This window comes from Bradyrhizobium sp. AUGA SZCCT0158 (assembly GCF_018130065.1).
Classification (GTDB): domain Bacteria; phylum Pseudomonadota; class Alphaproteobacteria; order Rhizobiales; family Xanthobacteraceae; genus Bradyrhizobium.
The window spans coordinates 70,894-97,402 of sequence record NZ_JAFCME010000012.1 but is presented as its reverse complement, the minus strand read 5'-3'; the positions used below and the strand labels follow the sequence as shown (position 1 = coordinate 97,402).

The following is a 26,509-nucleotide window of genomic DNA, read 5'->3' as shown; positions in this document are numbered from 1 at the left end:
GAAAAGACAATGACAACATCATCCCCCTTCCTCGGCATCATCAGCGGCCAGCGCCGGCGCGAGCATCCCGAGGTCGCCGAGCGCACCGACCGCATCGCCAGCGGCTTGCATCAGCTCGGCGTCAAGCCGGGCGACAGCGTATGCATGCTGATGCGCAATGACATCGCCTTCATCGAGGCCGCTTATGCCGCGATGCGGCTCGGCGCTTACGGCGTTCCCGTGAACTGGCATTTCAAGCCGGAGGAAATCAACTACGTGCTGAAGGATTCCGGCACTTCGGTGCTGATCGCGCATGCCGACATGCTGCATCAATTGCGCGATGCGATTCCATCAGGCGTCACCGCGCTCAGCGTGCCGACGCCGCCGGAGATTTTGGCGAACTACAAGATCAACCCCGATCACCTCTCGACGCCCGATTTCGCGATCGACTTCGAATCCTGGCTCCAGCAACAATCGCGCTATGACGGGCCGGTGGTACCGCAGCCGCAGAACATGATCTACACTTCGGGCACGACGGGCCACCCGAAGGGCGTGCGCCGCTTTGCGCCGACGCCCGCGCAGTCTGCCAACGCCGAAGCCATGCGGGCGATGATTTACGGCCTCAAGCCGGGCGCGCGCACGATCCTGCCGGGACCACTGTATCACTCCGCGCCGAACTCGTTCGGCCTGCGCGCCGGGCGGCTTGGTGGCGCGCTGATATTGATGCCGCGCTTCGAGCCCGAGGAATTTTTGCGGCTGATCGAAACGGAGCGGGTCGACACGATATTCATGGTGCCGACCATGTTCATCCGCCTGATGAAGCTGCCGGAGGCCGTGCGCAGGAAATATGACATGTCCTCGCTGCGACACATCATCCACGCCGCCGCGCCCTGTCCGGCCGACGTCAAGCGCGCGATGATCGAATGGTGGGGGCCGGTGATCTACGAATTCTACGGCTCGACCGAGTCAGGCGCCGTCACCTTTGCCAATTCGGAGGACGCGCTGAAGAAGCCCGGCACCGTCGGCAAGATATCGCCGGGCGCTGAACTGCGCTTCATCGGCGATGACGGGCGCGTGCTGCCGCCGGGCGAGATCGGCGAAATCTATTCGCGGATTTCAGGCAATCCGGATTTCACCTATCACAACAAGCCGGAGAAGCGTTCCGAGATCGACCGCGAGGGATTCATTACCTCGGGCGATGTCGGGTATATCGATCAGGACGGCTATGTCTTCATCTGCGACCGCAAGCGCGACATGGTGATTTCGGGCGGGGTCAACATCTACCCCGCCGAGATCGAAGCCGCGCTGCACGCCGTGCCCGGCGTCCATGACTGCGCGGTGTTCGGCATTCCCGACGAGGAGTTTGGCGAAGCGTTGATGGCTGTCGTGGAGCCGCAGCCGGGCGTGACGCTCGACGTCGCCGCGGTCCGCGCCGAGCTCAAGAAGTCACTGGCTGACTACAAGGTGCCCAAGCACGTCGAAATCCAGACCAAGCTGCCGCGCGAGGATTCCGGCAAGATCTTCAAGCGCCGCCTGCGCGATCCCTATTGGGAGCGGGCGGGGAGGAAGATTTAGCCCAGCCCCTCATGGTGAGGAGCGCCAACGGCGCGTCTCGAACCATGCAGGCCCCCGATGCGGCCATCCTTCGAGACGCGGCGAAGACACCGCTCCTCAGGATGAGGTTGGTGGGTGAAAGTCGTTGGGCTTGCACCGCCTCCATCTTTATCTTGCACTGCGGCAAAAAACTTGCACACTCCAGAACTTGCCGGGCAAGCCCTCTGGAGTAGCAAGCCATGTCACCCCAGACCGTGCCTTCCGATCCCGAAGTCCGTGCCAATCGCGTCGAAGACGCGGAGGACGCCCGGTTGCGGACCGATATCAGGCTGCTCGGGCGCATTCTCGGCGATACCGTGCGTGACCAGGAGGGCGCCGACGTCTTCGACCTGGTCGAGCGCATCCGGCAGACCTCGATCCGGTTCCACCGCGACGACGACAAGCCGGCGCGGCGCGAGCTCGAGCAGATCCTCGACAGCATGTCGATCAGCCAGACGGTGCGGATCGTGCGCGCCTTCAGCTATTTTTCGCATCTGGCCAACATTGCCGAGGACCAGAACAACATCCGCCAGATGCGGGCGCGGACCGAGCCCGGCGGGGCGCCGCGCGCCAGCATGCTGGCCCAGACCCTGGCGCACGCGCGCACGGTCGGAATCAGCGCCGCCGATCTGCGCAAGTTTTTCGCAAGCGCCCAGGTCAGTCCGGTCCTCACGGCCCATCCCACCGAAGTCCGCCGCAAGAGCACGATCGATCGCGAAATGGAAATCGCCGCGCTGCTCGACCGCAAGGAGCGGGTGCAACTGACGCCGGATGAGATCGAGGCGAGCGACGAGCAATTGCGCCGCGCGGTACTGACGTTGTGGAAGACCAACCTGTTGCGCCGGACCAAGCTCACGGTGCTCGACGAGGTCGCCAATGGCCTGTCGTTCTACGACTACACGTTCCTGCATGAGGTGCCGCGGCTGCATTGCGCGCTGGAGGACCGGCTGAACGAGGGCGACAGCTCAAGGGGCGAACTGGCTTCGTTTCTCAAGATCGGAAGCTGGATCGGCGGCGATCGCGACGGCAATCCGTTCGTGACCGCCGACGTGGTGCGCGGGACGCTGAAATTGCAGTCCAGCCGGGTGCTGCGGTTTTATCTGGAGGAATTGCATCTGCTCGGCGCCGAACTGTCGATGGCGGCGCATCTGGCCGATGTTTCCAAGGATTTGCGTGTCCTTGCGGAGCGTTCGCCGGATAAGTCGCCGCACCGAAGCGGCGAGCCCTATCGTCTTGCGGTATCCGGCATCTACGCGCGCCTCACCGCGACCGCGACAAGGCTGGACGTGGAGACCAGACGTCCGGCGGTCGGCGAGGCCGCGCCCTATGCCGATGTCGCGGAATTCAAGGCCGATCTCGATATCCTCTATCGCTCGCTGATCTCGAACAATTCCGGCGTGATTGCGCGCGGTCGGCTGCGCCTGTTGCGCCGGGCCGTGGATTGCTTCGGTTTCCACCTGGCGAGCCTCGACATCAGGCAAAATTCGGCCGTGCACGAACGTACCGTTGCAGAGCTGATCGACGCGGCGATGCCCGGCATGTCCTATCTGGCATTGACTGAGGAGGCGCGGATCGCCTTGCTCGTCAAGGAGCTTGGCAATGCGCGTCCGCTGACGTCGGCTTTTGTGAAGTACAGCGAGGAAACGATCGGCGAACTCGCGCTGTTCCATGCGGCCGCCGAGGCGCATGCCCGCTATGGTTCCGCCGCTATCCCCCAGTGCATCATCTCCATGTGCAAGGGGGTGTCCGACATGCTGGAGGTCGCGCTGCTTCTGAAGGAAGCCGGCCTCGTTCGCCCCTCGGGCCGTTGCGCGATCAACATCGTGCCGCTGTTCGAGACCATCGAGGATCTTCAGGGCTCCAGCGGCGTCATGGACCGCATATTGTCGCTGCACGATTACCGCAAACTGGTCGACAGTCGCGGAGCGATTCAGGAAGTGATGCTCGGCTATTCCGACAGCAACAAGGACGGCGGCTTCGTCACCTCGGGCTGGGAACTCTACAAGGCTGAAATCGGCCTGATCGAGGTGTTCGAACGCCACCACGTCCGGCTGCGGCTGTTCCACGGCCGCGGCGGATCGGTCGGCCGCGGTGGCGGGCCGAGCTATGACGCGATCATCGCGCAGCCCGGCGGCGCGGTGAACGGCCAGATCCGCATCACCGAGCAGGGCGAGATCATCTCCAGCAAATATTCCAACGCCGAGGTCGGCCGCAATAATCTGGAAATTCTGACGGCGGCGACGCTGGAGGCGAGCCTGCTGCAGCCGAAGCACAGCGCGCCGCGCGCCGAATATCTGAAGGCGATGGAGGAATTGTCCGCGCTGGCCTTCAGGGCCTATCGCGGGCTGGTCTATGAGACCGAGGGCTTCGCCGACTACTTCTGGGGCTCCACCGTCATCAACGAGATTGCCACGCTCAACATTGGCAGCCGTCCGGCCTCACGCAAGAAAACCCGCGAGATCGAGGATTTGCGCGCCATCCCCTGGGTGTTCAGCTGGGCGCAATGTCGCCTGATGCTGCCGGGCTGGTACGGCTTTGCCAGCGCGGTCGAGACCTGGATCGCAGAGCATCCCGAGCAGGGCATGCCCTTCCTGCAGGAGCTCTATCGCGAATGGCCGTTCTTTCGGATGTTGCTGTCGAATATGGACATGGTGCTGGCCAAGAGCTCGATCGCGATCGCCTCCCGCTACGCCGAACTGGTGCCCGACGTGGCGCTGCGCGAGAAGATTTTCAGCCGCATCCGCGAAGAATGGCATAGCTGCATCGATCTGCTGCTGAAGATCATGCAACAGGACCGTTTGCTGCAGAGTAACCCGCTGCTCGAACGCTCGATCCGCAACCGCTTTCCCTATCTCGACCCACTGAACCACGTGCAGGTGGAATTGCTGAAGGAGCACCGCGCGCAAAACCCCGACGAGCAGGTACTTCGCGGCATTCAGATCACCATCAACGGGATTTCGGCGGGGTTGAGGAATAGCGGGTAGGGAGTTCGATCACCGTCGTTCCGGGGCGCGCGCAAGCGCGAACCCGGAACCTCGAGATTCCGGGTTCGACGCTTCGCGTCGCCCCGGAATGACTGCGGTGATTTACGGCTTCATGGCGCCTTGCGCACTGGTGTAGACGGCGTAGAGCGATGACGAGCCGCAGATGTAGAGCCGGTTACGCTGCATGCCGCCGAAGCACAAGTTTGCAACCGTCTCCGGGATGTGGATCTTGCCGAGCAGATCGCCGTCAGGCATGTAGCAGCGCACGCCGTCCTCGTTCGGATCGCCCCAACCCACGGAGCACCAAAGACGCCCGGCGGTGTCACAGCGCAGCCCGTCGGTAATGCTGGGCTTGGGCATGTCCGCAAACACCTTGCTGTTCGAGAGTTTTCCGCCCGCGAGATCCACATCGAACACGCGGATATGCGACGGGTTGTCCGGCCCGTCGGTGAAGCCGGTATCGCAGATATAGAGCTTCTTCTCGTCGGGCGAGAAGCAAAGGCCGTTCGGCTGCACGAAATCGTCGACGACCATCTTGATGTCGCCGGATTTCGGATCGACCCGGTAGACGTTCTTCTTGTCCTGCTCGGCATCGGCCTTGATGCCCTCATAGAAGCCGCCGATGCCGTAGGCCGGATCGCAGAACCAGATCGAACCATCGGCCGCGACGACCGCGTCGTTCGGCGAGTTCAGCTTCTTGCCATTGTACTTGTCGGCGATGATGGTGATCGAGCCGTCGAGTTCGGTCCGGGTGACCCGCCGGCCGCTATGTTCGCAGGTGATCAGGCGTCCTTCCCGATCGATGGTGTTGCCGTTCGAATTCATCGATGGTTGGCGGTAGACGCTGACGTGACCGTCATCCTCCGAGAAGCGCATGATGCGGTTGTTGGGAATGTCGGAGAACAGCACGTAGCGGCCGGCCGGGAAGTAAACCGGCCCCTCGGCCCAGCGGAAGCCGGTTGCGACGCGCTCGACGGCCATGGTGCCGGCAAAGGCCGGGAAACCGGTAGGCCCGAACGAGACCCCCTTCTTTTTCATCGACTCAAGGCGGGCATCCGGATAGCGGGCCCCGGGTAGCGGACCCAGGGGCAGCGGGCCGGTTGACGGGGTTGGGACGCCCGTTTGGCCTAAGGGGGCTACGCTTGCCGCGGAGGCCGCTGTCATGGTTACGGCCGTGGTGGCCAGCACGGTTGCACCGCGCAAGAGCGCGCGGCGATCCAGTCCGTTCGCCTTGGTGTCAGCGGAGTAAGGTTGGGGTAGCGGAGTTGTCATTTTTTCCTCCCAGTTTTTCGTTGGAAGGAAATCATGTGCCCGCAATTGGGCGTAAAGCAGGCGAGTTTCGCTCGAACAACCTGGGGATGAAGCGGAAGTAGCGTCCTTATGCCGGGAGCCGGGCCAGCTTTGGAGGGTGGGCAAAGCGTCTTTGCCCACCCTGTGTTGTCGCGGCTTAGATCGGATCCCAGGTGAAAACGTCCGCGGAACGGTCGAGCTTGGAGAACGATCCCTTCAGCGCCGGCATGCCGTGCTCGGCGATGGTCTGCGGCGTCCAGCCTTCGCCGCGGTGAACCGAGCGCACCGGACGATGCTGGCCGAACAGGAAGATCTCGTTCATGCGCACGCCAAAAATCTGTCCGGTCACGTCCTTGGCGTCGTCGCTGAGCAGGTGCGCGCAGACCGGCGCGATCTTCTCCGGGCCCATTTGCTTGATCTTCTCGACGCGCGCTTTCTCGGCATCGGTTTCGGTCGGGATGGTGCCGATCATGCGGGTCCAGGCGAACGGCGAGACGCAGTTCGAGCGGACGTTGAAGCGGCCCATGTCGAGCGCGATCGACTTGGACAGGCCGACGATGCCGAGCTTGGCGGCCGCGTAATTGGCCTGGCCGAAATTGCCGATCAGCCCAGAGGTCGAGGTGAAGTGCACGAAGGAGCCGCTCTCCTGTTCGCGGAACAGTCGTGCCGCGGCGTGGCTGACATAGAACGAGCCCATCAGATGCACCTTGATGACGGATTCAAAGGCTTCGACGCTCATTTTATGGAAGATCATGTCGCGCAGGATGCCGGCATTGTTGACGACACCGTCAAGCCGGCCGAAATGATCGGTCGCCGTCTTCACGATCTTGCTCGCGGGGATCGCGTCCGCCACCGACTCGAAATTGGCCACGGCCGTGCCGCCGCGCTTCTTGATCTCTTCCACCACTTCCTCTGCGGGAGCTGCGCTGTTGCCCGCGCCGTCGGCGGCAACGCCGGGATCGTTGACCACGACCTTTGCCCCTTCGGCGGCGCAGAGCAGGGCGATCTCCCTGCCGATGCCGCGGCCAGCGCCGGTGACGATGATGACTTTGTCCTGCAGTGATTTGGTCATGGTGGTTCTCCGATGCTGTTTGTTCTTACCTCGCCCCGCTTGCGGGGAGAGGTCGGATTGCGAAGCAATCCGGGTGAGGGGGACTCTCCGCGAGTCCGACTTTGCCGAGGGAGCCCCTCACCCGACCCTCTCCCCGCAAGGGCGGGGCGAGGGAGCAGGGAAGGTCGGCTCATCGTCACTTCTCGTTCGTAAAAATGATCGTGCCTGATGCCGCGAACATGCCGCCGACGCCGTGGCACACCGATATCCTCGCGTCCTTGACCTGGGCCGGCGCGATGCCGCGCATTTGCCGGACGCTCTCCTGCAGTGCGTACATGCCGTACATGCCCGAATGCATGTAGCTCAGGCCCCCGCCATTGGTGTTGAGCGGCAGCTTGCCGCCGGGGCGCGTGTTGCCCTCGGCGATGAACTTGCCGGTTTCTTCGTGCGGCATGAAGCCGAGATCGCCGAGACCGAACAGCGGCAGATGCGCAAAGGCGTCGTAGATCATCAGATGATCGACGTCCTTGTGGGCGATGCCGGCCTCCTTGAAGGCGAGCGGTCCCGCGGTCGTGAAGGCGCGCGAGGAGTTGAAAGTCTCCATCTGGCTGACCATCGGCGTTTCCACGCTCTCGCCGGTGCCGAGGATATAGACCGGCTTGTTCGGGAAATCCTTGGCGCGGTCGGCTGACGTGAGGATTAGCGCGCCGCCGCCGTCGGTGACGAGGCAGCACTGCAGGATGCGGAACGGATAGGCGATCATCTTCGAGTTCAGCACGTCCTCGACGGTGATCGGCGCCTTCATGGTGGCGCGGGGATTCTTCGCGGCCCATTCGCGCTGCACCACCGCGACCATGGCGATCTGCTCATGGGTAATGCCGTAAGTCTTCATGTAGCGCAGCACGGGTATCGGAAACATGCTGGGCGGGCCGAACACGCCGAACGGCTGTTCGAACTGGCCGTTGAGGCTGTCCGGCGGCGTCGAGCGCGGCAGCTTTCCGATCATCGACTTGCCGCTCTCGGCGTGCGTGATCAGTACTGTCTTGCAGAGGCCTGCCTCGATCGCGGCCGCGGCGTGGCGGACATGTAGCATGAACGAACAGCCGCCGACGGAGGTGCCGTCGACCCAGGTCGGCTTGATACCGAGATAGTGGGCGATCTGCTGCGGGGTTTCCACCGCCGTGGCGATACCGTCGATGTCGGACAGCTTTAGCCCGGCATCGGCGATGGCGTTGAGCGCCGCATCCGCATGAAGCTGGATCTGCGACATGTTGGGGATGACGCCGAGTTCGGTGGTCTCGGCAGCGCCGACAACGGCGACCTGGTTTCTGCGCATGATGCCTAGCCCTTCGCCGGACGGAACTGGGGAAGGGTGATCTTGTCGTCGAGCTTCTCGAAGGCGACCTCGAGCTTCATGTCGAGTACGAGCGCTTCGGGCGTCTGCGGACAATCGAGGATGTTGCTCATCATGCGCGGACCTTCGTCGAGCTCGACGACGGCGATCGCGTAAGGCGGCGTAAAGCCGGGCGCGGCGGGGCGATGGTTGATGACGTAGCTGTAAAGCCTGGCCTTGCCGCTCGCCTTGAACACGCTGACCTTGCGCGAGGCGCAGGACGGGCAGAACGGGCGCGGCGGGAAATAGACATTGGCGCAGGCGTCGCAGCGCTGCAGGCGCAATTCGCCGGCCGCAGTACCGTCCCAGAAATGCTGGGTTTCCGGGGTCGGCTTCGGTTTAGCGCGCGCTGGCTCTGCCATATCAGGCATTCCTCCTCGAGGCGGGCTTCGGCCCGCATGTTGCGATCTTGATGCGACATTTGACCATTCCGCGTCAACGGTCCAGCGGCGCCGTCGCATGGCCGCATTCCCGCAAGCCGACAGCGCTTGTATGCCAGTGATTTCCCGCGCTAGGGTGTTGCTGATTGCGCCGCACGGAATGTCCGCGGTGACGATGGAGGCGATGTGCGAACGATTCGAATAGGATCCGGTGCCGGCTATTCGGGCGATCGCATCGAGCCCGCGCTTGAACTCGCCGAAAAGGGCGACATCCAGTACCTGGTGTTCGAGTGCCTCGGCGAGCGCACGGTAGCGTTGGCGCAACAGGCGCGCATGAAAAACCCGGAAGGCGGCTACGATCCGCTGCTCGAGGAGCGGATGCGCGCGGTGCTGCCGCAGTGTGCCGCCAAAGGTATCAAGATCGTCACCAATATGGGCGCCGCCAATCCGGAAGCCGCCGCGCGCCGGACCGCCGAGATCGCGAAGTCGCTTGGGCTGTCCGCGCTGAAGATCGCCGCCATCGTCGGTGACGACGTGCTCGACGCCTGCAAGGACGGCGATCTGCCGATCATGGAATTCGACGGCACCATCAAGCAGCTCGGCAACCGCTTGCTGTCGGCGAACGCCTATCTCGGCGCCGAGCCAATGGCAGAGGCGCTGAAATCAGGCGCAGATATCGTCATCACCGGGCGGGCTTCGGATCCGGCGCTGTTCCTGGCGCCGATGATCCACGCCTTCGGCTGGGCGATGGACGACTGGAATTTGCTCGGGCAGGGCACCGTTGCCGGGCATCTGCTGGAATGTGCGGGGCAGATCACCGGCGGCTATTTTGCCGATCCCGGTTACAAGGATGTTCCGGATCTGGCGCGGCTCGGTTTTCCGATCGGTGAAGTCGGCGAGGGCGGCAGTCTCGTCATCACCAAGGTTGCGGGTTCCGGTGGGGCGGTGACGGCGCGGACCTGCAAGGAGCAGTTGCTCTACGAGGTGCACGATCCACGGCAGTATTTCCAGCCGGACGTGGTCGCGGATTTTTCGCAAGTGTCCATTGAGGAGATCGGGCCCGATCGTGTGCGCGTCAGTGGCGGGCGCGGTCACCAGCGAACCGATACGCTGAAAGTCTCGGTCGGCTATGTCGACAGCTATATCGGTGAAGGGCAGATTTCCTATGCCGGCCCCGGGGCGCTGGCGCGCGGCCGGCTCGCGCTGGAGATCGTGCGCGAACGGCTGAAACTGACCGGCGTCGCGTCCAGCGAGTTGCGGTTCGAGCTGGTCGGCGTCGATTCCCTGCACGGCGCGGAAATCTCGAACCGCGCGAACGAGCCCTATGAAGTGCGCGTTCGGGTCGCGGGGCGCACGGAAAATCTGCGCGAGGCGGTCAGGATCGGCAACGAGGTCGAAACGCTCTATACCAACGGCCCGGCAGCCGGCGGCGGCGCCTGGAAATCCGCGCGCGATGTCGTCGCGGTGGCATCGGTGCTGTTGCCCCGCGAACTGGCAAAGCCGCAAGTTCGTTTCGTGGGGGCATAAGGTGAGGCTGCGCGAGATCGCCCATTCCCGCACCGGCGACAAGGGCAACATTTCGAACATTTCCGTCATCGCCTATGATGCGAAGCATTATCCGCTGCTGCGCGAGCAGGTCACCAGCGAACGGGTGAAGGCGCATTTCGCCGGGGTCGTCGAGGGCGAAGTGGTTCGCTACGAGCTGCCCAATCTATCGGCCTTGAATTTCGTGATGACGCAGGCGCTCGGCGGCGGCGTCACCCGTTCGCTGGCGCTCGATGCCCACGGCAAATCGTTGAGTTCGGCCCTGCTCGATCTCGACATTGAGCCCGGATCAGATGACAAGTAGCAAAGCGAAGAGAAGCAGCGAGAGAAACTCATGCCGAACACAACAACACTTGCCTCACTCGCCGCCGATCTCGATAGCGGAGCGACCTCCGCCCGCAAGCTGGTCGAGGCATGTCTCGCCAAAATCGCCGACGCCTCGGGTGAGGGGTCGCGCGCCTTCATCCATGTCGACAAGGAAGGCGCCATTGGTGCGGCCGACGCGATGGACCGGCTGCGCAAGGCCCATGCGGCGCCGTCGCCGTTTGCCGGCATCCCGGTCTCGATCAAGGATCTGTTCGACATCAAGGGGCAGGTGACCCGCGCCGGCTCGCGGGCGCTCGAGGAAGACTGCACGCCGGCAGAAGCCGATGCGCCCGTGGTGGCACGGCTGCGCCGCGCCGGCTTCATCGTGATCGGCCGCACCAACATGACCGAGTTCGCCTATTCCGGCATCGGCATCAACCCGCATTACGGTACGCCGAAAAGCACCTGGAACCGCGGCGTCGGCCACGTGCCTGGCGGCTCGTCTTCGGGCGCGGCGGTCTCGGTCGCCGACGGCATGGCCCATGGTGCGCTCGGCACCGACACCGGCGGCTCCTGCCGGATTCCGGCGGCGTTCAACGGCATCGTCGGCTTCAAGCCGACGCAGCGCCGCGTGCCGCTCGACGGCGGCGTGCCGCTGTCATCCTCGCTCGACAGTTTTGGGCCGCTGGCGCGCACGGTGCAGTGCTGCGCGACGATGGACGCCGTGCTGGCCGATGAACCCGAACTGCCTGTCCTGCAGCCGCGCCCTGTCAGGGGCATGCGGCTCGCGGTGCCGACCACGGTCGCGCTCGATGATCTCGATGACGAAGTCGCAAAGACCTTTGAGCGCGCATTGGAAACGCTGTCGCGGCAGGGCGCGCTGATCGAACGGATCGAGGTGCCGGAATTCCTCGATGTTGGCGCGATGAACGCCAAAGGCGGCTTTGCAGCATCCGAAAGCTATGCCTGGCACCGCTATTTGATCGTCAGCAAGGGCGACGTCTACGATCCCCGCGTGCACGTCCGCATCCTGCGCGGCGAAGGCATGAGCGCCGCCGACTACATCGATCTGCTCGGCGCGCGAAAATCGTTCATCGAGCATACCGAGGCGCGCATCGCCCCCTATGACGCGCTCGTCATGCCGACCACGGCGAACACCCCGCCCAAGATCGCCGATCTCGCGGACGACAAGGCGTTTGCCACGCAGAACCTGCGCGCGTTGCGCAACTGCACGCTGATCAACATGCTCGACGGCTGCGCGATCTCGCTGCCCGCGCACCGCGAAGGCGAGGTGCCGGTCGGCTTGATGCTGGCGGGCGCTGGCGGAAGAGATCGCTGCATCTTTGAACTCGCGGCTGGAATGGAGAATGTCATCCGTGGTTGATCTTACCTTTACTGTTCAGGACAAGGGCGCGCCGACGCCGCTGACGCTGGCGATCGATCAAGCCGTGATTGCCGGCTGGACCGGGCGCGATCCGGTGGCGCGCGACAAGCACATTGCGGAACTGGAAGCGATCGGCATCGCGCGGCCGGCCTCGACGCCGATCTACTACCGTGTTTCCGCGTGCCGGATCACCACCACTGACAACATCGAAGTCAGCGGCGGCGATTCCAGCGGTGAGGTCGAGTTCGTGCTGATCGGCTGGCAGGGGCGGATCCTTGTCGGCTGCGGCTCCGACCATACCGATCGCAAGGTGGAAGCCTACAGCGTCACGGTTTCCAAGCAGATGTGCGACAAGCCGATGGCATCCACGCTGTGGGAGCTGGAGGAGATCATCGGCCACTGGGACCAGATGATCCTGCGCTCCTGGGCCGTCATCGACGGCAAGAAGGTGCTGTACCAGGAGGGCACGCTCGATGCCATGCTGCCGGTCAAGGACCTGATCGAACGCGGCTTTGGCGGCAAAGGCCTGCCGGACGGCTGCGCGATGTTCGGCGGCACCTTCGCGGCCAAGGGCGGCATCCGCCCGGCTGATCGCTTCGAGTTCGAACTGGAAGACCCAGTGCTGAAGCGCAAGATCGGCCACGGCTATGATGTGATTGCGCTGCCGGTGTTGGGTTGATTTGTCGTCCCGGCCTTGAGCCGGGACCCATACCGCGTGATCTGTCGATTAGGCACGACGGCAGAGACCTTTCGCAACATTCCCGCCGGTGGCTATGGGTCCCGGCCCCCGTGCGCAATTGCGCACTAGGCCGGGACGACGCTTAACGGAAATCGGGTGGCACACCGCTACCCGTCTTGCGAAACTGCCCGCCATGAAAGCCACCGCAAAAACCACCGATCGCCACGCCTCCCCCGACATCGCCGCCCGGGTCGATGCCATCGACTGGACGCAGGTGACGGCCGATCTCGACGGGCAGGGCTGCGCCGTGCTGAAGGGATTGCTGTCGCCGGACGAATGCCGGGCGATCGCGGCGCTGTATCCTGATGACAGCAAGTTCCGCAGCCGCATCGTGATGGGGCGTCACGGTTTTGGGCGCGGCGAATACAAGTATTTTTCCTATCCACTGCCCGACCTGATCGCGGAACTGCGCCCGGCGCTGTATGCGCGGCTGTGCGGTATTGCCAATCGCTGGAACCAGACGATGGGGATCGATATCCGCTATCCCCTGGCGCATCAGGCATTCCTGAAGCGCTGCCATGACGCGGGGCAAATTCGGCCGACGCCGCTGCTGCTGCAATATGGGCCCGGCGACTACAATTGCCTGCATCAGGATCTCTATGGCGAGCATGTGTTCCCGCTGCAGGTCGCGATCCTGCTCTCGGAACCGGGGCGCGATTTCACCGGTGGCGAGTTCGTGCTGACCGAGCAGCGGCCGCGGATGCAGTCGCGGCCCGAGGTGGTGCCGCTCACACAAGGCGACGCGGTGGCATTTGCTGTGCATCACCGCCCGGTGCAGGGGACGCGCGGGTTCTATCGCGTTAATCTGCGCCATGGCGTCAGCCAGATCCGGTCCGGCCACCGTCATACCGTCGGCGTGATCTTTCACGACGCCAAGTAATTCACCGCCATGTGAGTGCGAAGCGCATTGACTGCAGATTTGTTCGACGCCATCGCCGATGTGCCGCCGTCGCGAGAAGCGATGGCCGACGGCGCCGTGCTGCTGCGCGGCTTCGCGCTGCGCTTTGAAGCCGATCTGATTCCGGCGCTGCGCGGGATCGTGGCGCAGGCGCCGTTTCGTCATATGTCGACGCCGGGCGGCCATCAGATGTCGGTGGCGATGACCAATTGCGGCAATGCCGGCTGGGTCACCGATCGCACCGGCTATCGCTATGACGGTGTCGATCCCGAGTCCGGCCAGCCGTGGCCGGCGATGCCCGCGGTGTTTCGCGGACTGGCCGCCGAAGCGGCGACCGAAGGCGGCTTCGAACACTTTTCACCCGATGCCTGCCTGATCAACCGCTACCAGCCAGGCGCCCGGATGTCGCTGCATCAGGACAGGGACGAGCAGGATTTTGCCGCGCCGATCGTCTCGGTGTCGCTCGGGATACCCGCGATCTTCCTGTTCGGGGGATCAAAACGCAGCGACAAGCCGGCCCGGTTTCGGCTGGTGCATGGCGACGTCGTGGTCTGGGGCGGGCCGTCGCGGCTGTTCTTTCACGGCGTGGCCCCGCTGGCCGACGGCGAACACGCAGCCATGGGCCGCCAGCGCATCAACCTGACTTTTCGAAAAGCGCGTTGATGGTCTCTTCCCCTCTCCCCTTGTGGGAGAGGGTGGCTTCGCGAAGCGAAGACGGGTGAGGGGTTGCTTCCTCACGGCAGGATTTCGCGATGACGATAGAGACCCCTCATCCGGCGCTTCGCGCCACCTTCTCCCACAAGGGGAGAAGGAAGAGAGGGAAGGACTTCCCATCGAAGTTTCGTCTGGTCTATGCTCTCCGTCGGGCGGGGAGCGAAATATGACCACGACTGAGGCAAAAGCCGACAGCCGCGCGGGCGCCAGCGGCACCGGCATCTACCTGGCCGTGCTGCAACTGATCTTCACGCTGGGCTGGACCACTTACGTCATCTATCTGCCGAAGCTTGCAGCGCAGGTCGGGATCGCACCCGGCATGGTGATCTTCATCCTGATGCTCGATCAGGCGATCTTCACCATCACCGACACCGCGATGGGAATCGCGGCCGACAAGATCGCCCCCTTTATCGGCCGGCTCGGTGTCTTCGTCGGCATCCTGACCGCGATCTCCTGCGCGGCGTTCGTGGCGTTGCCGTTCGTGGCCGGCACGGGTCCGGGCGCGCAAGCCTGGTTCATCGTGCTGATCGTGATCTGGGTCGTGACGTCGTCGGCGTTGCGTGCGCCGCCGCTGACGCTGCTCGGCAAGCATCGCGCGCGGTCACAGGTGCCGTTGCTGGCGGCGCTGGCGATGCTGGGTTACGGCCTGGCCGGCGCGATCTCGCCCTATCTTGGAACGGTGCTGCGCAACCATGATCCGCGGCTGCCGTTCCTGATCTCGGGCGTCGTCCTGCTGCTCACCACATTGGCGCTGTCGAAGGTCGAGCGCGACGCTGTGGCACAAGCGCCCGCCCCGAGCGAGAAGGCAGTCCCACCCAAAGCGCTCAGCACGATCCCCATGTTCTTCATCGCCTCGATGGTGATCCTGTCGCTCGGCTATCAACTGCACTTCAGCCTCAACAGTTCGTCGTTCTTCCTGCGTTTCACGACGCAAGATCAGCTGCAGTGGCTGTTGCCGGTGTTCTGGATCGGCTTCAACATCGCGATGTTTCCGGCGAGTGTCGTGGTCAAGCACCGCGGCGGGCTGATCGTGATGGGTGCCGCCGGCCTGTTGGGCGCGCTGGCAGTGCTCGCCGCAGAATTGTCGAGCAGTCTCAACATCCTGATCGTCGCGCAGTTTGTGGCGGGCGCGGCGTGGGGTTGCATGCTGATGAGCGCGGTATCGGCGGCGCTGGCGATCGGCGACACCGGCGCCGAGGGCAAGGTGATCGGGCTGATGTTTTCAGCGCTGGCGCTGGCGACCTTTGCGCGGATGGCGGCAGTCGCCGGCGGCCTGCAAAAGCTGCCGGAATACGCGCCATTGTTGCACTGGGCGCCGGTCGCCTGCTGGACGGTCGCGGGTGCGGGCCTGTTGGTGATCGCGGCTTCGCGGGTACAGCGCGGCGCGATGGCGCGGGGGGCTTAGTTACGGCATCGCCGGATGGATGAACTTCCACGGGCTGACCTCGGAGTCGGTCGGCACTTCCACCGAAATCACATAGGGCCCGCCATCGGCCAGCGCCTTTTCCAGCGCGGCGCGGAAGTGATCGGGCGAGGTGACGCGCGCGGCACCGACGCCGAAGGATTCCGCGAGCTTGACGAAATCCGGATTGACGAGATCGGACGCCACCACGCGGCCGTCGAAACGCTCGCGCTGGTCGCGCCGCACATTGCCATAGGCGTTGTTGTTGAAGATCAGCGTTACCACGCCGATCTTGAACTGCACCGCGGTTGAAAGTTCCTGCACGCCGAACATAAAACCGCCGTCACCCGTGATCGCGACCACCGGCCGCTCCGGATGCGCGACCTTGGCGCCGAGCGCGGTCGGGAATCCAGAGCCGAGCGTGCCCTGATAGCCTGACGTGATGAAGGTACGCGGCTCGTAGATCGGAAAACCGTACCAGGAGGCGAAGCCGACCTGCGACAGTTCGTCGGTGACGATGGCATTCGTCGGCAGCACCTCGCGCAGGATGTTCAGATACGCCATCTGCGGCTGAACCTTCTGGATCTCCTGATGCGCGGCGGCGGTGGCTTCGCGGATCGCGGCGCGGCGTCCGCTGGTCCTGCTGTAACCGGCCTTTTTCACGGCGGCGACCAGATCGGCGGTGCCGGCCCTGGCATCGGCGACCACGGCGGCGTCCGGCGTCAGCCGTCGCATTTCCGACGGATCGATATCGATACGAATGGACTTCAAGCCGGCCGGCTGGAACGGCCACCGAAAGCCCGATGCCGGCAATTCCATGCGCGTCCCGATTCCGATCATCAAATCGGTCTGCGGCCACAGCTTGTAGGCCGCCGCCATCGTCAGCCCTAGTTCGTGCGCGTTGGAGACGATGCCACGGCCGCTGCGGAACGCCACCACGGGCGCATCAATCATTTCGGCGAGTTCGAGGATTTCCTCGGATGCGTCGATCGCGCCGCTGCCGACAAAGATCATCGGCCGCTTGCTGCCGGAGACCAGCGCCGCGGCCGCTTTGATACGATCAGGATCAGGCTGCGGCGCCGGGAAGGGATCGAACGGCTCTGAACCGCCGACCTGCGCACGCTGCGTGAACACGTCCCACGGCATTTCCAGCGACACGGGACCGCGGCGTCCCGACAGCATTTCCTGGAACGCGCGCGAGACCTTTGCCGGGGCGTCGTCGGGATATTCGATTCTATCAGCCCATTTGACGAAGGTGCGCAGCGTTGCGAGTTGGTCCGGCATCTCGTGCAAATGGCCGCGGCCCTTGCCGAGAAACGCCGTCGGCACCTGGCCAGTCAGGCACAGCACCGGCTCGTTGCAGCCGAATGCCGTCAGCAGCGCCGCACTTGCGTTGAGCACGCCGGGGCCGGGGACCACGCTGAACACGCCGGGCCGTCCGCTGGCGCGCGCATAGCCAAAGGCCATATAGCCGCAGGCCTGCTCGTGTCGCGCGCCGATCACTTTCAGCTGTGCCTGATGGAAGGCGTCGAACAGCCCGTAGACCTGCGCGCCGGGCAGGCCGAACACGGTATCGACGCCGTGCGCGACGAGGCCGTTGACGATCGCTTCGCCGCCGGATGTTGAAGTCATGTCACTGTTCCATCATTGCAGGGTGATCAGGTTTCGTCGGCGACGCCGTTGCGCAAGATGCCGACGCCTTCGGCTTCGACTTCGATCACGTCGCCCGGCTTCAGGTAGCGGGGCGGATCGAACCGTGCGCCGGCGCCCGTCGGTGTTCCCGTCACGATGACGTCACCGGGGACCAGCGTGGTGAAGGTCGAGATGTAGTTGAGGAGGTAGCGGAAACCGAAGATCAGCCGCGAGGTGCGGTCGTCCTGCCGCGTCTCGCTATTGACCTTTGTGGTCAGGCGGACGTCCGCAATTTGTGCTTCACAGGTGTAGGGAACCAGCCATGGGCCAAGACTGCCGGTGGAATCAAAATTCTTGCCCTGCGTGACGTTGAACTTGGCATGCCGCACCCAGTCGCGGATCGTGCCTTCATTGCAGAGCGTTACGGCGGCGATGTGATCCAGCGCGTCGCTCTCCCTGATATGGCGGCCGGCCTTGCCGATCACCAGCACCAGTTCGCCCTCGTAATCGAGCTGCGCTGACGCGCGCGGGCGGATCAGCGGCGCGTTGTGGCCGACAAAGGAGCGCGGCGTGCGCATGAACATGCTGGGAAACTTCGGCGCGTCCTGGCCGTCCTTGTACTCGGCGTTGCGGTCCGGATAGTTCACGCCGATGCAGATGATCTTTTCCGGCGCCGGGATCGGCGGCTGCCATGTGATGGCGTCGAGCGCATGATCCGGCGAGCGCTTTGCGGCGTCCTCGGCTAGTTTTGTCAATGCGCCGGCGGCAATGGCTTCGCGCAGCGTCGGATACTCCTTGCCGAAGCGCGCGGAAAGATCGACGATGCCGGCATCCGTCACGGCGCCATACTTGGCGGCGCCGCCGATTGAATAGGTCGCGAGGCGAGGTGAGGTCATCTGGGATCCTAATCCGCAATCGTGACGTCGGCGACGAACGCCGGTTCGCGCACCGCCTGGCCCGTGAACGGCGAGCCCTGCTCGAACCAGGAGCGCGGCGCCGGTGCGCCCCACAGCGTTTGCCGGCGCGGATCTTTCAGCGACCAGCGCAGCGGCTCGTGGTCATGATCGCCGGTAAAATAATCGCTGGTGTAGAGTTCGAGGCGATGGCCGTCGGGGTCGCGGATGTAGAGGAAGAAGGCGTTCGAAATGCCGTGGCGGCCGGGACCGCGCTCGATATTTTTGAGGAAGCCGCTGGAAGCCATCACGTCGCAGAGATGCAGCACGTTCATCGCGGTCGGCACCCAATAAGCGAAATGGTGCAGGCGAGGGCCCTTGCCGTTGGTGATCGCAAAATCGTGCACATTGCCCTTGCGGTGCATCCAGGCCGCCGCGATGCGCCCGTTCGGCCCGTCCTCCTCGCCATATTCGGTCAGGCGGAAACCGAGCCGCGCGTAGAAGTCGACGGTGCCCTGCACCTCGGCCGCGAAGACGTTGAAATGGTCGAGCCGCTGCGGATGGCAGCCCTTGTAGAGGTCGTAGCGCCGCAGCAGATGCGGGCGCTTCTCCATCGTCGCATAGAGCTCGATCTGGAAGCCGAAGGGATCGGTAAAGTGCAGCGTGCGGCCCTGGAACGGCTGCTCGGCGAAGGCATAGGTTATGCCATTCTCGGAGAAGAAGCTCGCTGCCTTGTCGAGATCGCCGTCATTGCCGACCTTGAAGCCGAGCCGGTTGCAGGCCGCGGTTTGCGCCTTTCGCAGCACCAGCGAGTGATGCTGGTGCTCCTCGGCGCCGCGCAAATAGACCGCGTTGTCGTCGCGATCCTCGACATGGAGGCCGACGGTCTTTTCGTAGAAGTCGCTAGAGGCGTTCAGATCCGTCACGTCGAGCACGGCGTGGCTGGAGCGGATGATGTTGAACGGCGGATCGAAGGTGTGTGTAGGTACCGGCATGTCACTTTCCCAGTTTCGCGGTGTTGCTTCTCCTCATGGTGAGGAGGCGCTCTTGCGCCGTCTCGAACCATGAGGCCCGTAACCGATCCTTCGAGACGTGCGCTTACGCGCGCTCCTCAGGATGAGGTCGTGCCTAAACGCTGTATCTTGTGCGTCCCGCGCGCCAGCGAGACGTGTTTGGTTTCCATGTAGAAGTCGAACGAGTAATCGCCGCCGTCGCGGCCGATGCCGGATGATTTCATGCCGCCGAACGGCGTCGGCAGATGGCGCACGTTCTCGGAGTTGAGCCAGATCATGCCGGCTTCCAGTTCGTCCGCGACGCGCAGCGCGCGCCCCATGTCGCCGGTCCAGACATAACCGGTGAGGCCGTACTGCACGCCGTTGGCGATCTCGATCGCGTCGTTCTCGTCCTTGAACGGAATTACTGTCAGGAACGGCCCGAACACCTCTTCCTGCGCGACACGCATTTTTGAATTCGCACCGGTAACCAGCGTCGGCTGCACGTAATGTCCGCCGCCAGGGCCGTCATGCGGCTTGCCACCGACCGTGATGGTCGCGCCGTCCTTCTGCGCGACCTCGAAATAGCTGCAGACTTTTGCCAGATGCCGCTCATGGATCAGCGGACCTATTTCGGTCACGGGATCGAGGGGATGGCCGACCTTCAGCGCCTTCACCCGCGCCGTGAGTTTTTCGATGAACTTTTCCGCAATGTCTTGCTGGACCAGCAGCCGGCTCGACGAGGTGCAGCGCTCGCCATTGAGCGAGTAGATCATGAACACGACAGCATCGAGCGCACGGTCGAGATCCGCGTCGTCGAACACGATCACGGGGTTCTTGCCGCCGAGTTCGAAATGCACGCGCTTCAAGGTCGGCGCGCCCTGCGCCATGATCGCCGAACCCGTCGAGCTTTCGCCGACGAACCCAATCGCCTTGATCGCGGGATGTTCGGTCAGCGCCTTGCCGGCCTCTTCGCCGATGCCATGCACGGTGTTGAGCACCCCGTCCGGCACGCCGGCCTGCTTCACCAGCTTTGCGAGGAGATCGGCCGTCACCGGCGACCACTCGGCGGGTTTGTGGACCACCGTGCAGCCGGCGGCGAGCGCCGGCGCGATTTTCCAGGTCGACAGCATGAACGGCGTGTTCCACGGCGTGATCACGCCGACCGGACCGATCGGCACCCTGGTCGAGATGTTCCAGTGCTCCTCGCTCGGCGTGCTGAGGCCGTCGCGGGCTTCGGCGCATCTATCGGCAAAGAAGCGGAAATTCTCCGCGGCGCGGATCGCGGCCTTGGCCATGAAGCGATGGGCCTGCCCGGTATCGATACATTCCAGCACCGCGATATCGTCGGCGCGGTCTTCGATGGCATCGGCCACCCGATGCAGCAGCTTCTTGCGCGTCATCGCCGGCATATCGCGCCAGGATTTGAACGCCTTAGAAGCCGCGGTCGCGGCGCGGTCGATATCATCAGGCTTGCCGCGCGCGACGGAGGCCAGCACCGCGCCGTCGATCGGCGATTTGGTCTCGAACGTCTGTCCTGAAATCGACGGCACCACCTTGCCGTCTATCATGTGCCCGATGCCCTCGTCCTTCAGCTTGGCGAGCAGGGGAGCCGCGCGGTCGCGGTTGGCCTGGAATACGTCCTTCGGTGTCGCCTTATCCATTGACCGTCTCCACCTTCAAGGCTTCGTGGATGTTGTTGCGCTTCCAGCTGGTGTCCTTGTCGTTGATCTGCATATCGAACGACAATGCGAACTTTGTCTCGGTGAATACCGGATCGAGATGGGCCGAGAGGGCCTTGAAAATGTGCTCGCCGGCCTTCTTTCGGGTGGCGAGATCGCGGCCTTCGCCGAGCCGCAGCACCATGTCGAGGAAGCCGTAATCGAGTCTGTTGTCAGCGATGGCATAGTGCTCGCATTTGATCGCCCGGACACGGATGCCGCCGAGCGGGAAGATACCGGTTTCAACCGCGGCCTTGCGTACCAGTTCCACGACAGCACCCATATCGACGCGTCCGTCGAGGTTGGCTGAATATTCGATCGTGAAATGCGGCATGTCCTTAACTCCAGCGTTTCCCGCGAAAGCATCAAGCGAAGTAGCAGCTCACCGAGCCGTAGGGACCATAGTCGGCCTGGATCGTGTCGCCTTTGCGGGTTTCGATCGGTCGGATGAACGATCCCGCCAGCACCACCTGACCAGCCTCCAGCGCCAGGCCATTGGGCGCGATCTTGTTGGCGAGCCAGGCCACGGAGGTGGCGGGATGATTGAGCACGCCGGCGGCAAGGCCGGTTTCTTCCAGCTGGCCGTTGCGAAAACACAGCGCGCCGATCCAGCGCAGATCCGCATCCATCGGGCGGATCGGCCGACCGCCGAGCACGATGCCGGCATTGGCCGCGTTGTCGGCGATGGTGTCGAAGATTTTTCGCGTTGCCTTGGTTTGCGGATCGACCCGCTCGACGCGTGTGTCCAGAATTTCCAGCGACGGCACCACGAAATCGGTGGCGTTGAGTACATCGAACACTGTGCAGTCAGGGCCCGAAAGCCGGGTCTTCATCACGAACGCCAGTTCGGCCTCGACGCGGGTGGCGATGAAGCGGTCCGATGGTACCAGACCGCCGTCGGCAAAGAACATGTCGTCGAGGAGGATGCCGGAATCCGGCTCGTTGATATTGAGCGCGCTCTGCATCGCCTTCGAGGTCAGGCCGATCTTGTGGCCTTTGACAATGCGGCCCTGCGCGATCTTCATGTCGACCCACGCCTTCTGAATCGCGTAGGCATCTGCGATTGAAATGCCGGGATGTTCGAGCGAAATCTGCCGGATCTGCGTGCGGGTCTTTTCCGCATGGTCCAGCCGCTCGGCGGCGGCGCGAATTTGGTCGTTGGAAAGGGCCATATGCTCTCAGCAAAAAGAGGGTGCCGGGAGATGATTAACATGTTAAGTGAAATCGATCAAACCGAATTAGCGCTTGCTGCACCGCAAAATTTTATTCCCTTTGATCAGCATTACTGATGGCGGACGATTGGCGGATGGCACGGAAGAAGTCGGAGACGGAAACCAGCACGGAAACGGCCGAGACGACGCGGCGCGCGCCGATGCGCGACTTCTCGCGTTCGCTGCCGATGTCGCTGCTGCGCGCCCGCGAGGCCGTGATGCGACAGTTCCGCCCGTCCTTGCGCAATCACGGCCTCACCGAACAGCAATGGCGGATCCTGCGCGCGCTCACGACCGTGGATGCCATTGAAGTCACCGAACTGGCGCGCGTCGCGTTTCTGCTGGGACCAAGCCTGTCGCGCATCCTGCGCGACCTCGAAGCGCGGCAGTTGATCGAGCGCCGTACGGCCAAGGCCGATCTGCGCCGCGCCGTAGTGTCGATATCGGCCAAGGGATTGAAACTGATCGAGGCGGTGGCGCCGACCTCGGAAGCGATCTACGCCGAAATCACCAGCCGCTATGGTGCCCGCAAGCTTGCCGAATTGCAGGATATGCTGGGCGTGCTGGAACGCAGCCTCGTGGCCATGGAAGTGGCAGGCGAGGAAGGCGGCGAGATCGAGGAGTGAGCACAAATTTGCATGATGCTACCGGCGCCACGCATAGCGGGCGGCAAATGATTGCAATCATTGCCGGAGTGCGACTGAGGCCATAGACACGCACGCGATTTTTCGCTCAAAGTGCAGCCAAGCTGGTCGTGAAAACCGGCGCGGGAGCTAGCGGTTTCGTCGCGGGATGATGCGGCTGGACCCAAGACGAAGAACAGGCTGAACTCCAGACATGGTCACGATCCAAGTCAGCAATTTGATCGATTTCGTTGCCGAGGTTTTTTCCCGCTCGAAATCCTCACCTGAAGAAGCAAGGCGTATCGCGACCTATCTGACCACAGCCAATCTGACCGGCCATGACAGCCATGGCGTGATCCGGGTACCGCTCTACGTCAGCTGGCAGCAAAAGGGTTCGGTGGTTCCCGATCAGATCGCCGAAGTTGTGGTCGATACGCCTTCGCTCGCTGTCATTGACGGCAAGTTCGGCTACGGACAGACGGTGACGCCGCAAGCCGTGCGGATCGGCATCGAGAAATGCAGGAAGGCGGGGCTGGCCGCGATCGCGCTGCGCAACGCCGGCCATATCGGCCGCGTCGGTGACTGGGCGGAGATGGCTGCGGCCGAAGGCCTGGTCTCGGTGCATTTCGTCAACGCGGCCGGCTCGCTGCTGGTTGCGCCCTATGGCGGCGTCGAGAAACGGCTGTCGACCGCACCTTACTGCGTCGGCATTCCGCGAAAGGGCCAGGATCCGATCGTGCTCGATTTTGCGACCTCGGTCGTCGCCGAAGGCAAGGTGCTGGTCGCAAGCCGCGGCGGCAAGAAATTGCCAAAGGGAGCTTTGGTCGATGCCGACGGCACGCTAAGCGAAGATCCGGCGGTGCTGTACGGGCCGCACAGCGCGGAAGGCCCGCGCGATCACACCAAGGGTACCGGCGCGATCCGCGCGTTCGGCGAGCACAAGGGATCAGGGCTCGCGTTCATCTGCGAATTGCTCGGCGGCGCATTGACCGGCACCGGTGCTACTTCGGCGGACCGGCAATTCGCCAACGGGATGCTCGCGATCTATGTCGATCCCAAGGTGGTCGACACCAGCAATTTCTTCGACGGCGAAATCTCGCGCTATGTCGACTTCATCCGGGCCACCAAGCCGATCTCAGGCGTTGACGCCGTGCTGATCCCCGGCGATCCCGAGAAGAAAATGCGTGCCGACCGCACCAAGAATGGTGTGCCGCTGCCTGATGATACCTGGGCAGCGATCGTCAATACCGCCCGCGAGGTCGGTGTCAGCGAGGTCAGTATCCAGCGGGCCGTGAGCTAGGCTGTTCCGTGAAATCCACCGATTGCAACGATCACAAAAGGAAACGCGATCAATGACTACAAACAACGTCAAGAAAGTCTGGGCTTCGGGCAAGGCCGTCGTCAACGCCTGGCTGGCCATCCCGTCAGGGTTTTCGGCCGAAGTGATCGCGCAATGCGGCTTCGACAGCGTCACCGTGGATATGCAGCACGGTGTGCAGGATTACCTGTCGATGGTGCAGTGTTTCCAGGCGATGAACGGTCACCCGGTGACGCCGATGGTCCGCGTTCCCTGGAACGAGCCGGGCATCATCGGCAAGGTTCTCGATGGCGGCGCCTATGGCGTGATCTGCCCGATGATCAACACGCCGGAGGAAGCGAAGAACCTGGTTCAGTATGCGAAGTATCCGCCAAAGGGCACGCGCTCGAACGGCCCGATCCGCTCCGGCATGTACGGTTCCGCCGGCACCTATCAGCAGACCGCCAATGACGAAATCGTGCTGCTGCCGATGATGGAGACCAAGACCGCGGTCGAGAACATGGAAGCGATCCTCGATGTCGAGGGCATCAACGGCGTCTATATCGGACCCTCTGATCTCGGCTTCTCCTATGGCCTGGTGCCGAAGCTCGACCGCGAAGAGCCGGAAATCCTCAAGATCTACGAGAAGATCATCAAGGAATGCGGCAAGCGCGGTCTGCACGCCGGCATCCACTGCTCGGGTGCAGAAGGCGCCGTCCGCGCGATCGACATGGGCTTCAAGCTGGTGACGCTGTCGAACGAGAGCGGCCTGATGGCGACCTACGCCAAGATGCAGGTGAACCAGACCCGCAAGGACTCAGCCGGCAAGGCGTAAGACTCGCGAATAGCGAGTAGCGAATGGCGAATAGGGTTTCGAGAGAGTAGCGAGTGGAGTAAAACCATTCGCTACTCGCCACTCGCTATTCGCCAACTTAGCCAGGAGACCTGTCATGGCCCCAGCCCCCGTGATCCGCCTGCACCCCGATGATGGCGTGCTGATTGCACGTTCCAGCCTGCCGGCGGGCATGGTCGTGGCCGACGGCGTCACCACGGTCGAGCGGATTCCCGCCGGCCACAAGGTGGCGATCAAGCCGATCGCGGCCGGCGAGCCGGTGCGGCGTTACGGCCAGATCATCGGCTTTGCGACGATTCCTATCGCGCCGGGCCAGCACGTCCACACCCAGAATTGCGGCATGGGCGATTTTTCCAAGGACTATGCGTTCGGCGTCGACGTCACCCCGACACCGAATTTCGACCTGCCCGCGACCTTCGACGGCATTCGCCGTTCCGACGGGCGGGTCGCGACCCGCAACTATATCGGCATTCTCACCTCGGTGAATTGCAGCGCGCATGTCGCCGGTATCGTCGCTGACATGTTCAAGAAAAATCCGTTCACCGGCGACAATCCGCTCGCGGATTTTCCCAATGTCGACGGCGTGGTGGCGCTGACGCATAAGACCGGCTGCGGCATGACGCAGGACGAACCGCTGGCGCTGCTGCGGCGGACGCTCGGCGGTTACGCACGGCATGCGAATTTTTCGGCCGTCGTGGTGCTCGGCCTCGGCTGCGAGGTCAACCAGATCGGCGGCTTGATGCAGGAGCAGAAGCTCGCGGGCCGTCTGCGCGCGATGGACATCCAGGAAGTCGGCGGCACCCGCAAGACCGTGGAGGCCGGCGTCGCCTTTGTGCGCGAAGCCTTGATCGACGCGAATAAAGTGAAGCGGGAGCCGGTACCGGCGAGCGAACTGACCGTGGCCCTGCAATGTGGCGGCTCCGACGGCTATTCCGGTGTATCCGCCAATCCGGCGCTGGGAGCTGCGAGCGATCTGCTGGTGCGCCATGGCGGCACCGTCATTCTGTCGGAAACGCCGGAGACCTATGGCGCCGAACATCTGCTGACGCGGCGCGCGGTCAGCCGCGAGGTCGGCGAGAAACTCGTCGGCCTGATGCGCTGGTGGGATGAATACACGGCGCGGGAAGGCGCCGAGATGAACGCCAATCCGAGTCCCGGCAACAAGGCCGGCGGCCTCACGACCATTCTGGAAAAGTCACTGGGCGCGATGGCCAAGGCCGGCACCACCAATCTGGTCGACGTGCTGAACTACGCCGAGCCCGTCACCAAGAAGGGTTTTGTGTTCATGGACACGCCCGGCTACGACCCGGTCGCGGCGACCGGGCAGGTGGCTGGAGGTGCCAATCTGGTCTGCTTCACCACCGGCCGCGGCAGCGTGTTCGGCTGCAAGCCCGCGCCCTCGATCAAGCTTGCGACCAACACGCCGATGTACACCCGTATGGAAGAGGACATGGACGTCAATTGCGGGACCATCCTCGACGGCCAGGAGACGGTGCAGGAATGCGGCCAGCGCATCTTCGAACTGATGCTGAAAACCGCATCCGGCCAGCCGACCAAGAGCGAGAGTTTTGATTTCGGCGGCGCGGAGTTCGCGCCATGGGTGATTGGCGCGACGATGTAGATGACGCA

23 protein-coding genes are annotated in these 26,509 nt (G+C 63.5%); 13 read left to right on the top strand and 10 right to left on the bottom strand.

The features are described from left to right. The first annotated feature begins 9 nt into the window (after window positions 1-9). Window positions 10-1,554 (top strand): acyl-CoA synthetase, encoded by a 1,545-nt coding sequence (locus JQ574_RS18840; RefSeq protein WP_212205075.1) that lies wholly within the window; start codon window positions 10-12, stop codon window positions 1,552-1,554. Window positions 1,555-1,772: 218 nt separating this feature from the next. Continuing rightward, window positions 1,773-4,556: a phosphoenolpyruvate carboxylase gene (gene ppc / locus JQ574_RS18835; RefSeq protein WP_212205077.1), complete on the top strand. Its 2,784-nt coding sequence runs from the start codon at window positions 1,773-1,775 to the stop codon at window positions 4,554-4,556. Window positions 4,557-4,658: 102 nt separating this feature from the next. Here the strand turns inward: ppc and JQ574_RS18830 are convergent, their stop codons facing one another. The 4 genes from JQ574_RS18830 to JQ574_RS18815 form a co-directional block, all read right to left on the bottom strand. Next, a complete protein-coding gene (locus JQ574_RS18830; protein ID WP_212205079.1) occupies window positions 4,659-5,594 on the bottom strand; it encodes an SMP-30/gluconolactonase/LRE family protein in 936 nt (311 codons plus the stop codon). Window positions 5,595-6,003: 409 nt separating this feature from the next. Beyond that, window positions 6,004-6,918: an SDR family oxidoreductase gene (locus JQ574_RS18825; protein WP_212205081.1), complete on the bottom strand. Its 915-nt coding sequence runs from the start codon at window positions 6,916-6,918 to the stop codon at window positions 6,004-6,006. A gap of 175 nt (window positions 6,919-7,093) precedes the next feature. Further along, on the bottom strand, window positions 7,094-8,233 hold the full coding sequence (locus tag JQ574_RS18820) for a thiolase C-terminal domain-containing protein (protein ID WP_212205083.1): 1,140 nt from the start codon (window positions 8,231-8,233) through the stop codon (window positions 7,094-7,096). A 5-nt stretch (window positions 8,234-8,238) separates the two neighbouring features. Next, window positions 8,239-8,652 carry a Zn-ribbon domain-containing OB-fold protein gene (locus JQ574_RS18815; RefSeq protein ID WP_212205085.1) on the bottom strand — a complete coding sequence of 138 codons (414 nt, stop codon included), beginning with the start codon at window positions 8,650-8,652 and terminating at the stop codon, window positions 8,239-8,241. A gap of 204 nt (window positions 8,653-8,856) precedes the next feature. On the opposite strand from JQ574_RS18815, the gene JQ574_RS18810 reads away from it, so the two are divergent. From JQ574_RS18810 to JQ574_RS18780, 7 genes are all read left to right on the top strand, one after another. Continuing rightward, window positions 8,857-10,197, top strand: a complete 1,341-nt coding sequence (locus tag JQ574_RS18810; RefSeq protein ID WP_212205093.1) for an acyclic terpene utilization AtuA family protein — start codon at window positions 8,857-8,859, stop codon at window positions 10,195-10,197. A 1-nt stretch (window position 10,198) separates the two neighbouring features. Next, the gene (locus JQ574_RS18805) at window positions 10,199-10,519 is read left to right on the top strand and encodes a hypothetical protein (RefSeq protein WP_212205095.1); all 321 of its coding nucleotides are present in this window, start codon (window positions 10,199-10,201) and stop codon (window positions 10,517-10,519) included. 30 nt (window positions 10,520-10,549) lie between these two features. After that, on the top strand, window positions 10,550-11,905 hold the full coding sequence (locus tag JQ574_RS18800; RefSeq protein WP_212205097.1) for an amidase: 1,356 nt from the start codon (window positions 10,550-10,552) through the stop codon (window positions 11,903-11,905). Beyond that, entirely contained in the window at window positions 11,898-12,584 is a 687-nt protein-coding gene (locus tag JQ574_RS18795) for a DUF2848 domain-containing protein (protein WP_212205889.1), read from the top strand. The genes JQ574_RS18800 and JQ574_RS18795 overlap by 8 nt, the downstream gene beginning before the upstream one ends. 193 nt (window positions 12,585-12,777) lie before the next feature. Beyond that, window positions 12,778-13,524 carry a 2OG-Fe(II) oxygenase gene (locus JQ574_RS18790; RefSeq protein WP_212205099.1) on the top strand — a complete coding sequence of 249 codons (747 nt, stop codon included), beginning with the start codon at window positions 12,778-12,780 and terminating at the stop codon, window positions 13,522-13,524. Window positions 13,525-13,551: 27 nt separating this feature from the next. Further along, window positions 13,552-14,205, top strand: coding sequence for a DNA oxidative demethylase AlkB (alkB, locus tag JQ574_RS18785; protein WP_212205101.1), 654 nt, complete (start codon window positions 13,552-13,554; stop codon window positions 14,203-14,205). Window positions 14,206-14,422: 217 nt separating this feature from the next. Beyond that, window positions 14,423-15,661: an MFS transporter gene (locus JQ574_RS18780; protein ID WP_212205103.1), complete on the top strand. Its 1,239-nt coding sequence runs from the start codon at window positions 14,423-14,425 to the stop codon at window positions 15,659-15,661. Here the strand turns inward: JQ574_RS18780 and JQ574_RS18775 are convergent, their stop codons facing one another. From JQ574_RS18775 to hpaH, 6 genes are all read right to left on the bottom strand, one after another. After that, the gene (locus JQ574_RS18775; protein WP_212205105.1) at window positions 15,662-17,290 is read right to left on the bottom strand and encodes a thiamine pyrophosphate-dependent enzyme; all 1,629 of its coding nucleotides are present in this window, start codon (window positions 17,288-17,290) and stop codon (window positions 15,662-15,664) included. 26 nt (window positions 17,291-17,316) lie between these two features. Then, window positions 17,317-18,186, bottom strand: coding sequence for a fumarylacetoacetate hydrolase family protein (locus JQ574_RS18770; protein ID WP_212205107.1), 870 nt, complete (start codon window positions 18,184-18,186; stop codon window positions 17,317-17,319). Window positions 18,187-18,194: 8 nt separating this feature from the next. Next, on the bottom strand, window positions 18,195-19,178 hold the full coding sequence (gene hpaD, locus JQ574_RS18765) for a 3,4-dihydroxyphenylacetate 2,3-dioxygenase (protein ID WP_212205109.1): 984 nt from the start codon (window positions 19,176-19,178) through the stop codon (window positions 18,195-18,197). A gap of 116 nt (window positions 19,179-19,294) precedes the next feature. Continuing rightward, window positions 19,295-20,839: a 5-carboxymethyl-2-hydroxymuconate semialdehyde dehydrogenase gene (gene hpaE, locus JQ574_RS18760; protein ID WP_212205111.1), complete on the bottom strand. Its 1,545-nt coding sequence runs from the start codon at window positions 20,837-20,839 to the stop codon at window positions 19,295-19,297. After that, a complete protein-coding gene (locus tag JQ574_RS18755) occupies window positions 20,832-21,230 on the bottom strand; it encodes a 5-carboxymethyl-2-hydroxymuconate Delta-isomerase (protein ID WP_212205113.1) in 399 nt (132 codons plus the stop codon). The genes hpaE and JQ574_RS18755 overlap by 8 nt, the downstream gene beginning before the upstream one ends. 31 nt (window positions 21,231-21,261) lie before the next feature. After that, window positions 21,262-22,068, bottom strand: coding sequence for a 2-oxo-hept-4-ene-1,7-dioate hydratase (gene hpaH, locus JQ574_RS18750; protein ID WP_212205116.1), 807 nt, complete (start codon window positions 22,066-22,068; stop codon window positions 21,262-21,264). A 134-nt stretch (window positions 22,069-22,202) separates the two neighbouring features. On the opposite strand from hpaH, the gene hpaR reads away from it, so the two are divergent. From hpaR to JQ574_RS18730, 4 genes are all read left to right on the top strand, one after another. Next, complete coding sequence (gene hpaR, locus JQ574_RS18745) at window positions 22,203-22,733, top strand: homoprotocatechuate degradation operon regulator HpaR (RefSeq protein ID WP_212205118.1); 531 nt, start codon at window positions 22,203-22,205, stop codon at window positions 22,731-22,733. 211 nt (window positions 22,734-22,944) lie between these two features. Next, a complete protein-coding gene (locus JQ574_RS18740) occupies window positions 22,945-24,030 on the top strand; it encodes a malate/lactate/ureidoglycolate dehydrogenase (RefSeq protein ID WP_212205126.1) in 1,086 nt (361 codons plus the stop codon). A gap of 52 nt (window positions 24,031-24,082) precedes the next feature. Next, the gene (locus JQ574_RS18735) at window positions 24,083-24,862 is read left to right on the top strand and encodes an HpcH/HpaI aldolase/citrate lyase family protein (protein ID WP_212205128.1); all 780 of its coding nucleotides are present in this window, start codon (window positions 24,083-24,085) and stop codon (window positions 24,860-24,862) included. Between the two features lie 115 nt (window positions 24,863-24,977). After that, window positions 24,978-26,501, top strand: coding sequence for a UxaA family hydrolase (locus JQ574_RS18730; protein WP_212205130.1), 1,524 nt, complete (start codon window positions 24,978-24,980; stop codon window positions 26,499-26,501). Window positions 26,502-26,509: the final 8 nt, after the last annotated feature.

What these genes read in the sequence shown, in the direction of transcription:
- JQ574_RS18775 (WP_212205105.1), bottom strand. Translation starts at nt 17,290, where the DNA reads ATGACTTCAACATCCGGCGGCGAAGCGATCGTCAACGGCCTCGTCGCG.
- JQ574_RS18790 (WP_212205099.1), top strand. Translation starts at nt 12,778, where the DNA reads ATGAAAGCCACCGCAAAAACCACCGATCGCCACGCCTCCCCCGACATC.
- JQ574_RS18800 (WP_212205097.1), top strand. Translation starts at nt 10,550, where the DNA reads ATGCCGAACACAACAACACTTGCCTCACTCGCCGCCGATCTCGATAGC.
- JQ574_RS18730 (WP_212205130.1), top strand. Translation starts at nt 24,978, where the DNA reads ATGGCCCCAGCCCCCGTGATCCGCCTGCACCCCGATGATGGCGTGCTG.
- JQ574_RS18820 (WP_212205083.1), bottom strand. Translation starts at nt 8,233, where the DNA reads ATGCGCAGAAACCAGGTCGCCGTTGTCGGCGCTGCCGAGACCACCGAA.
- ppc (WP_212205077.1), top strand. Translation starts at nt 1,773, where the DNA reads ATGTCACCCCAGACCGTGCCTTCCGATCCCGAAGTCCGTGCCAATCGC.
- JQ574_RS18735 (WP_212205128.1), top strand. Translation starts at nt 24,083, where the DNA reads ATGACTACAAACAACGTCAAGAAAGTCTGGGCTTCGGGCAAGGCCGTC.
- JQ574_RS18780 (WP_212205103.1), top strand. Translation starts at nt 14,423, where the DNA reads ATGACCACGACTGAGGCAAAAGCCGACAGCCGCGCGGGCGCCAGCGGC.
- JQ574_RS18840 (WP_212205075.1), top strand. Translation starts at nt 10, where the DNA reads ATGACAACATCATCCCCCTTCCTCGGCATCATCAGCGGCCAGCGCCGG.
- JQ574_RS18755 (WP_212205113.1), bottom strand. Translation starts at nt 21,230, where the DNA reads ATGCCGCATTTCACGATCGAATATTCAGCCAACCTCGACGGACGCGTC.
- hpaE (WP_212205111.1), bottom strand. Translation starts at nt 20,839, where the DNA reads ATGGATAAGGCGACACCGAAGGACGTATTCCAGGCCAACCGCGACCGC.
- hpaR (WP_212205118.1), top strand. Translation starts at nt 22,203, where the DNA reads ATGGCACGGAAGAAGTCGGAGACGGAAACCAGCACGGAAACGGCCGAG.
- hpaH (WP_212205116.1), bottom strand. Translation starts at nt 22,068, where the DNA reads ATGGCCCTTTCCAACGACCAAATTCGCGCCGCCGCCGAGCGGCTGGAC.
- JQ574_RS18825 (WP_212205081.1), bottom strand. Translation starts at nt 6,918, where the DNA reads ATGACCAAATCACTGCAGGACAAAGTCATCATCGTCACCGGCGCTGGC.
- JQ574_RS18770 (WP_212205107.1), bottom strand. Translation starts at nt 18,186, where the DNA reads ATGACCTCACCTCGCCTCGCGACCTATTCAATCGGCGGCGCCGCCAAG.
- hpaD (WP_212205109.1), bottom strand. Translation starts at nt 19,178, where the DNA reads ATGCCGGTACCTACACACACCTTCGATCCGCCGTTCAACATCATCCGC.
- JQ574_RS18815 (WP_212205085.1), bottom strand. Translation starts at nt 8,652, where the DNA reads ATGGCAGAGCCAGCGCGCGCTAAACCGAAGCCGACCCCGGAAACCCAG.
- JQ574_RS18830 (WP_212205079.1), bottom strand. Translation starts at nt 5,594, where the DNA reads ATGAAAAAGAAGGGGGTCTCGTTCGGGCCTACCGGTTTCCCGGCCTTT.
- JQ574_RS18740 (WP_212205126.1), top strand. Translation starts at nt 22,945, where the DNA reads ATGGTCACGATCCAAGTCAGCAATTTGATCGATTTCGTTGCCGAGGTT.